This is a genomic window from Micromonospora tarensis (assembly GCF_016803395.1).
Classification (GTDB): Bacteria; Actinomycetota; Actinomycetes; order Mycobacteriales; family Micromonosporaceae; genus Micromonospora; species Micromonospora tarensis.
In genome coordinates, this window is record NZ_JAEVHL010000296.1 from 1 (window position 1) to 7097 (window position 7097).

Below are 7097 nucleotides of genomic sequence, written 5' to 3' on the forward strand. Positions count from 1 at the left end.
GTCCCGGACCCGGCGCCCAGCGAGCCGGCGACGTCGACGTCGACCCGCAGGCCGGCGTCGACGGCCCGGCGGGCCAGGTCGGCCGCTGCGGCGGCCTGTCCGTCGTCGACCGGCAGCACCACCAGCTGGACCGGCGCGTACCAGGCCGGGAAGGCGCCCTGGTGCACCTCGATGAGGTACGCGAACAGCCGCTCCAGGCTGCCGACCAGACTGCGGTGCAGCATGACCGGGCGACGCCGGCTGCCGTCCGAGTCGGTGTACGACAGGTCGAACCGCTCCGGTTTGTCGAAGTCCACCTGGATGGTGGAGATGGTCGACTCCCGGCCGGCGGCGTCGACGATCTGAATGTCGATCTTCGGACCGTAGAAGGCGGCCTCGCCCGGCGCCTCGACGTACTCCACCCCGGTCAGCCCGTCCCGGAGCAGCTCCTCGGCGCGGGCCCACTGCGCGTCGTCGCCGACGTACTTCCCGCCCGGCCCGCGCAGCGACAGCCGGAACCCGGCCGGGCGTACGCCGAGCGCGGCCTGCGCGGCCCGGATCAGCCCGAGGATCTCCGCGACCTCCGCACCGACCTGCTCGGGCGCGCAGAAGGTGTGCGCGTCGTTGAGCGAGATGGCGCGGACCCGGGACAGCCCGCCGAGCACCCCGGAGCGCTCCGAGCGGTACATCCCGCCCAGCTCCGCGATCCGCAACGGCAACTCCCGGTAGGAACGGCCGCGCGCCCGGAAGACCAGCGCGTGGTGCGGGCAGAGGGCCGGCCGGAGCACGAACTCGTCGTCGGCGCTCAGCCGCAGCGGCGGGAACATGTCGTCGGCGAAGTAACCGAGATGGCCGGAGAGTTCGAAGAGTTCACGCTTGCCCAGCGGCGGGGAGTAGACGTGCTGGTGGCCGGAGCGACGCTCCAACTCCCGGACGTACTCCTCCACCGCGTGCCGGGCGGCGGCGCCGGCCGGCAGCCAGATCGGCAGGCCGGCACCGACCAGCGGGTCGGAGACGAAGAGGTCCAGCTCGCGGCCGAGCCTACGGTGGTCGATCATGTCGGACTCCTGGATCGGGTACGACCCGGAGGCGACCTGGGCTCCGAACGGCGCGCGGCCCTCGGGGGCGGATCGCCCCGGGGCCTGGTCGACGATGGTTACGTCAGCGCGGCGCGCCGGGGATACCCGGCGTCGTCGTCATCACTGCCGCACTGCGCATGCGGCGACCGTACCCGCCGGACGATCGGGAGCGCACCAGGATTTGCGGCGGCACGGCATGGGCGGGCCGCGGCGCGGGACCCGCCGGCGGCCCAGGCGGCCGAATCGTCAGGAACGGGGGACCCGACGGGGGTGGCCGCGCCGACAACGGTACGCCGACGAACGCCGATCCGCCGCCCGCCTACGGCCTGTGGGACGCCCACCGAACCCGTCACCTGAGTGCGGCTCGCCCCGTTGTACCTGGGTGGCCCAGCCGTGTCGGCGGTCACGACGGGCCGGGGCCATTCGTGGTGACGCCGGACACGGGGTCAGGCTCAAGACACCCAATCGGCCGCATCCGGCGAGGTGGCAGGCGTGCCCGAACTACTGACTGACGTCGCGTCGCCGACGTGGGCGTACCTGGTGCTGCTCGCGCTGCTGATCGCGGACGCGTTCGTGCCGGTGATCCCCACCCAGATTGTCATGATCACCAGTGGTGCGCTCACCGTCTACGGCGGGCTCAGCCTGCCCGTCACCATCGCCGTCGGCGCGCTCGGCGTGTTCGCCGGCGACCTCGCCTGCTACCTGCTCGGGCGCAGCGCGCCGGACCGACGGCCACCGCGGCACGCCGAGCCGAGCCGCGCCCGCCGGGTGGCCAGCCGGGTCACCCAGGGGCTGCGACAACCCGGGCCGATGGTCATCCTGCTGTGCCGCTTCGTGCCCGGCGGCCGGATGGCGGCCTGCTTCTCGGCCGGTCGCAGCCGCTACCCGTACCGGCTGTTCATGCTCTACGAGGCCGTCGCCGCGTTGGGCTGGGCCAGCTACGGTGCGTTGGTCGGGCATCTGGGCGGCACCGCGCTCACCGAGTCGGCCTGGCGGCTGGCCATCATCGCCACCGCCGCGGCCGCCGGCTTCGCCGCCGCCGGCTGGGCCATGACCCTGGTCAGCGCCCGCCACGCCCGCGCCGCCAGCAACGTCCCGATCGACTGACGGCCCACACCTGGAGATCTTGGACAGTTTCCGTTACGAGCTGACGGAGACTGTCCAAGATCGCCGAAACTAACTAGGGGTGGTCCCGGGGGACGATTTCGGTGGGCATCCCGGATTCGGCTCGGGTGCCTGCGGCGACAGGCTGAGGCATGCCCGGAACCCGGAACACCGGTGTGCTGGCCCTCGGCGGGATCGCCCTGGCGGCGCTGCTCACCGTGATCGGCCACCTCGAAGTGAACGACGACCTCAACCCGTGGGCGCTGACCGTCAGCGACTTCGCCGTCTCCGACCGGGGTGGCGTCATCGACGTCGCCATGGTGGTGCTGGCGCTCGCCACCGTGGCGCTGCTGTACGGGCTGCGTCGCACCGGCCCGGCACTGCCCGGCCGGCCGGCCGAACCCAGCCGACCGGCCGAGGTGCTGCTCGGCGCGTGGGTGGCCGGGCTGCTGCTGGCCGCGGTGGTGCCGACGAACGAGCCGGGCACCGCCATGGCCACCACCGCCTACGTGCACCGGTACGCCTCGGTGGTCGCGTTCCTGGCACTGCCGGCGGCCGGTTGGCTGCTCGCCGGCCGGCCCGACCTGGCCTCCGCCGCCCGGACACTGCGCGCCCTCGTCCTGCTGAGCCTGGCCCTGGCGGTGGCGATGGTGTGGTCCGCCTACCCGGGTGACCGGGTGCTGATCGGCCTGGCCGAACGCCTGCTCATCCTCACCGAGGTCGGCGTCCTCGCCACCGTCGCGCTGCTCCAGGCCCGGCGGGTCACTCCAACTCGTGCAGCATGAGCTGGCGGGCCGCCTCGGTGATCGAGCCGGAGAGCGACGGGTAGATGGTGATGGTCTGGGCCAACTCGTTGACGGTGAGGTTGTTCTCCACCGCCATGGTGATCGGAAGGATCAGCTCGCTGGCCTTCGGGGCGACCACCACACCGCCGATCACCTGGCCGCTTGCCGGCCGGCAGAACAGCTTCACGAAACCGTCGGAGAGGTCGTCCATCTTGGCCCGGGCGTTGCCGGACAGCGGCAGCATCACCTGCCGGGCCGGCACCTTACCGGCGTCCACCTCGTCCTGGGAGACACCCACGGTGGCCAGCTCCGGGTCGGTGAAGACGTTCGCCGCGACGGTACGCAGCCGCAGCGGGCGGACCGCCTCGCCGAGCGCGTGCCACATGGCGATCCGGCCCTGCATGGCGGCGACACTGGCCAGCAGCAGCACGCCGGTGCAGTCGCCGGCGGCGTAGATGCCGGGCACGTTCGTCCGGGACGCCCGGTCGACCGTCACATAACCCCCCCGGCCCAGCTCAACCCCGTACTCGGCCAGGCCCAGGTTCGCCGTGTTCGGGATCGAACCGACCGTGATCAGCGCGTGCGAGCCGGTCACCTTACGGCCGTCGGAGAGCACCACCTCGACGCCGTCGGCGGTACGCCGGACCGCGTCGGCCCGGGAGTTGTTGAGGATCTCCATGCCCCGGTTGCGGAACACCCGCTCGATGGCGGAGGCCGCGTCGGCGTCCTCGTGCGGCATCACCCGGTCCCGGCTGGAGACCAGGGTGACCTGAACCCCCATCGCCAGGTACGCGCTGGCGAACTCCGCGCCGGTCACGCCGGAGCCGACCACGATCAGGTGCTCGGGCAGCTCCGGCAGGTCGTACACCTGTCGCCAGGTCAGGATGCGCTCACCGTCCGGCACGGCGGTGGGCAGCTGGCGGGGCGTCGAGCCGGTGGCCACCAGCACGGTGGACGCGTCGATGGAGTATTTCGCGCCGCCGTCGGCGGGGGTGACGACCACCCGGTGGGTGTGCCCGAGGGAGTCCTCGCCGAGCCGGGCGGTGCCGGCCACGATGGTGACCCCCGCCTTCAGCAGCTTGGCGTGGATGTCCGCGGACTGCGCCAGGGCCAGCCGCTTGACCCGCTCGTGCACCGCCCGCGCGTCGACGGTGACCGCCTCCAGGCCGTCCGAGTGCACCCCGAACTCCTCGGTGTCGCGGTAGCCGGTGACCACCCCCGAGCTGGCGATGAAGGTCTTCGACGGTACGCAGTCGGACAGCACACACGCCCCGCCCGCACCGTCGGCCTCCACCACTGTGACATCGGCGTCCAGCTGGGCGGCGACCAGCGCCGCCTCGTACCCGGCCGGCCCTCCGCCGATGATCACGATCCGGCTCACAGCGTTCGCCCTTCGTCCATGCTCACAGTGACTTTCTTCTCCCGAACGCATTCGACACGCACTGTCGTATTCTCCCCCACCCGCCCGTCGGGCTATCGTTCTCGCCGTGCGTCATCACGCCGCCTACGGCTCAAATCTCGACCCCGCCCGGATGCGCGCCTACTGCCCGCATTCGCCGATGGTGGGCACCGGCTGGCTGGAGGGCTGGCGGCTGACCTTCGCCGGGGCGGACGTGATCGGCTGGGAGGGTGCGGTGAGCACCCTTGTCGAGTCCCCCGGTGACCGGGTCTTCGTGGCGCTCTACGACATCCACCCGTACGACGCGGGCCAGCTCGACGAGATCGAGGGGGTGACCGCCGGCACGTACCGCAAGCTGCACGTCCGGGTCTCCACCCTCGACGGCGACGTGACCGCGTGGATCTACGTCTTCAACGGGTACGAGGGTGGCCTGCCGACCTCGTGGTACCTGTCGGAGATCGCGAACGCCGCCGAGAAGGCGGGCGCTCCCGACGACTACGTCACCGAGCTGCGGGCCCGCCCCACCGGCACCGCGTCGGCGTAGCAGCGCGTATCGCACCCCTCCAGTCTGCTCCCGCCGTCGACCGGATCGCCGGTCGGCCCCGGCTGGGGTCGTCAATCACACACCGGCCGCCGGGACGGAAAGCTCGTACATGTCGGCCCAGTGGGTTTCCCGCAGGCCCACCGACCGGTAGAGCGACAGCGGGGCGGTCGGGTTGGTGAGGTCGACGCCCAGGCCAGCCGCCTTCCGCCCCTTCTCGGCGTAGCGGGCGAAGGCGCGGCGGAGCAGCGCCGCACCCACACCCCGGCGACGGTACGCGGACAGCACCGACAGACTCTTCACCCAGCCCGAATTCTGGTCGAGTGCCTGATCCGAGGACTGCAACGCGCCGACCGGCACCCCGTCCACCTCGGCGACGAACCACTCGTCCCAGGCGGTCAGGTCGCCGATCCTGGCCCGCCACCGCTGGTACGACAGCGGCTCGTGGTCCGGGGTGTCGCCGAAGGCGGCCTGGTAGATCCGGTGGAACTCCACCAGGTCGGTCTCGTCGTCCGGGCGGACCGGTCGCACCGTCACCCCTGGCGGGGCCGGTTCGTCGGGCCGGCCGGCCACCGGACAGCTCATCCGGACGTACCGCTTGACCAGGGTGAACCCGACCGCGCGCAGCTCGCGTTCCCAGTCCCGTTCGGGCGCGTGGACCGCGCAGCGGACGGTGAGCGACGGCAGCCCCCGCTCGGCGGCACGCTCGGCGACCCGGTCGAGTTGGCGGGCCAGCAGCGGTGCCCGGACCGCAGCCGCCCGGACCGGGTCGACGTAGACCTCCACGAACTCCCGGCCCACCCCGGTCGGGTTGTCCACTGTCGACCAGCCGACCACTGTGCCCGCCGGGTCGATCGCCAGCCAGGAGTCCCGGGTCGGGTCGAAGTAGGGGCCGGTCAGCGACGCCGCGACGTCCTCGGCGTCGAAGTCGGGATGGCCGATGGCGAAGGTGTCGGCGGCGTGCACCACCGCGAGGATCGCCGGCACGTCGTCGAGGGTCGGGCGGCGGGTGGTCCAGCCAGCGGGGAGCGTCACGGCAGGAGATCCTGGCAGCCGGGCGCCGACACCGCCGCCCATTTTCCGGGGAGGTTCAGGCGAGGGCGGCCCGGGTGCGGTGGAGCAACTCCACCAGCTCGGTACCGTCGGCCGGGCCGAGGGCCGTGAACGCCGGCGCGGCCAGCCGGTTGGTGACCGCCTCCGCCCAGAGTCGGCGGCGCACCAGCGGCCCGATCGGTACGTACGGTGGCGACCAGCCGCAGGCCACCGCCCCGGCCTCACCCTCCGGCCCGGACAGCACCGCCTCCAGCGGGGTCATCCCGGCGGCGCGTACCGCCAGCAGGTAGGCGCCGGTGAAGTGTTCCCGGAGCAGCCGCAGCCCGGCGGCGCTCCGGGCCCCGGCGGACAGGTCCGGCAGCGGCATCGCCCGCCACGCGGCGAAGAGCGGCATCCCGCTGGCGTCCGCCGCCACCACCGCCCGTTCGACGAGGGCCGACAGGCGCTCGGTGCCGGGCAGCGGGCCGAGCTGCTGCGCTCCCCAACGGCAGCACTCGGCCAGGCTCGCGGCGGCCACCTCGAACGGCGGGACGACCCGGGCTGCGGCGTCCCAACCGTCGGCGACCGCGTCCGGGGCCACGAACCCGAGGGCGGCGGCGGCCGTCTCGGCCCGCACGTCGCCGAGCGCGCCGGCCCGGCCGCAGATGTAGAAGGCCCAGCCGGAGATGCCGAGCAGCCGGGCCCGGCGCAACGTGGTCGGGTCCCGGCTGAACGCGTCGCCCAGGTCCAGTACGACCGGTTTGCTGGCGGCCGCGACCTGTTCCGGAGTCATCGCGGCACCTCACCCGGGCCAGCCGACCCGACCACGACCACGCCCCGATCCGAGGTCACCGACCGTGGATGGCCCGCACACTCGTCGTCGTCCATCGATGGTCAGTCTGCCGCGTCACCGCCCGCGTCCGCATCCCCCTCTTCGGCCGCCAACGCCTCGACCGCCGCCTCAACCTCACCCGCGCGCCGCCGGGCCACGGTGACCACGCGCTCGGCGGCCCGTCGGGCCAGCTTGGCCCGGCTGAGATCCTGCTCGGCGACCGCGCGTCGCCGCTCCAGCTCGGCCAGCTCGGCCTCCAGCCCATCCAGTACGGCGGCGCCGTCCCGCTCCTGCCCGGTCGCCTCGGCCAGCTCGGCCTCGGCGCGCTCCTGGTCGCTTCGCGCCT

General features: G+C 73.1%; 7 protein-coding genes and 1 pseudogene. 3 read left to right on the forward strand and 5 right to left on the reverse strand.

Annotated elements, in window-relative coordinates:
* A partial coding sequence (thrS, locus tag JM949_RS31855) for a threonine--tRNA ligase (RefSeq protein ID WP_203151804.1) occupies positions 1–1037 on the reverse strand: 1037 nt, incomplete at its 3' end.
* Between the two features lie 513 nt (positions 1038–1550).
* Here thrS and JM949_RS31860 point away from each other — a divergent pair.
* Complete coding sequence (locus JM949_RS31860; RefSeq protein WP_203151805.1) at positions 1551–2165, forward strand: DedA family protein; 615 nt, start codon at positions 1551–1553, stop codon at positions 2163–2165.
* Between the two features lie 149 nt (positions 2166–2314).
* Positions 2315–2947: a DUF998 domain-containing protein gene (locus tag JM949_RS31865; protein WP_203151806.1), complete on the forward strand. Its 633-nt coding sequence runs from the start codon at positions 2315–2317 to the stop codon at positions 2945–2947.
* Here the strand turns inward: JM949_RS31865 and JM949_RS31870 are convergent.
* The gene (locus JM949_RS31870) at positions 2925–4328 is read right to left on the reverse strand and encodes an NAD(P)H-quinone dehydrogenase (RefSeq protein WP_203151807.1); all 1404 of its coding nucleotides are present in this window, start codon (positions 4326–4328) and stop codon (positions 2925–2927) included. The two genes, JM949_RS31865 and JM949_RS31870, sit on opposite strands and share 23 nt — an antisense overlap.
* A 106-nt stretch (positions 4329–4434) precedes the next feature.
* On the opposite strand from JM949_RS31870, the gene JM949_RS31875 reads away from it, so the two are divergent.
* Complete coding sequence (locus JM949_RS31875) at positions 4435–4890, forward strand: gamma-glutamylcyclotransferase (protein ID WP_112588201.1); 456 nt, start codon at positions 4435–4437, stop codon at positions 4888–4890.
* A gap of 75 nt (positions 4891–4965) precedes the next feature.
* Here the strand turns inward: JM949_RS31875 and JM949_RS31880 are convergent, their stop codons facing one another.
* From JM949_RS31880 to JM949_RS31890, 3 genes and pseudogenes are all read right to left on the reverse strand, one after another.
* Positions 4966–5922 (reverse strand): GNAT family N-acetyltransferase, encoded by a 957-nt coding sequence (locus JM949_RS31880; RefSeq protein WP_203151808.1) that lies wholly within the window; start codon positions 5920–5922, stop codon positions 4966–4968.
* A gap of 55 nt (positions 5923–5977) precedes the next feature.
* On the reverse strand, positions 5978–6712 hold the full coding sequence (locus tag JM949_RS31885) for an SCO6745 family protein (RefSeq protein ID WP_203151809.1): 735 nt from the start codon (positions 6710–6712) through the stop codon (positions 5978–5980).
* Between the two features lie 101 nt (positions 6713–6813).
* A pseudogene (locus tag JM949_RS31890) lies at positions 6814–7097 on the reverse strand (hypothetical protein); the annotation flags it as partial.

Excerpts from the sequence above, each read along its gene's own strand:
- JM949_RS31865 (WP_203151806.1), top strand. The coding sequence starts at position 2,315 with ATGCCCGGAACCCGGAACACCGGTGTGCTGGCCCTCGGCGGGATCGCC.
- JM949_RS31885 (WP_203151809.1), bottom strand. The coding sequence starts at position 6,712 with ATGACTCCGGAACAGGTCGCGGCCGCCAGCAAACCGGTCGTACTGGAC.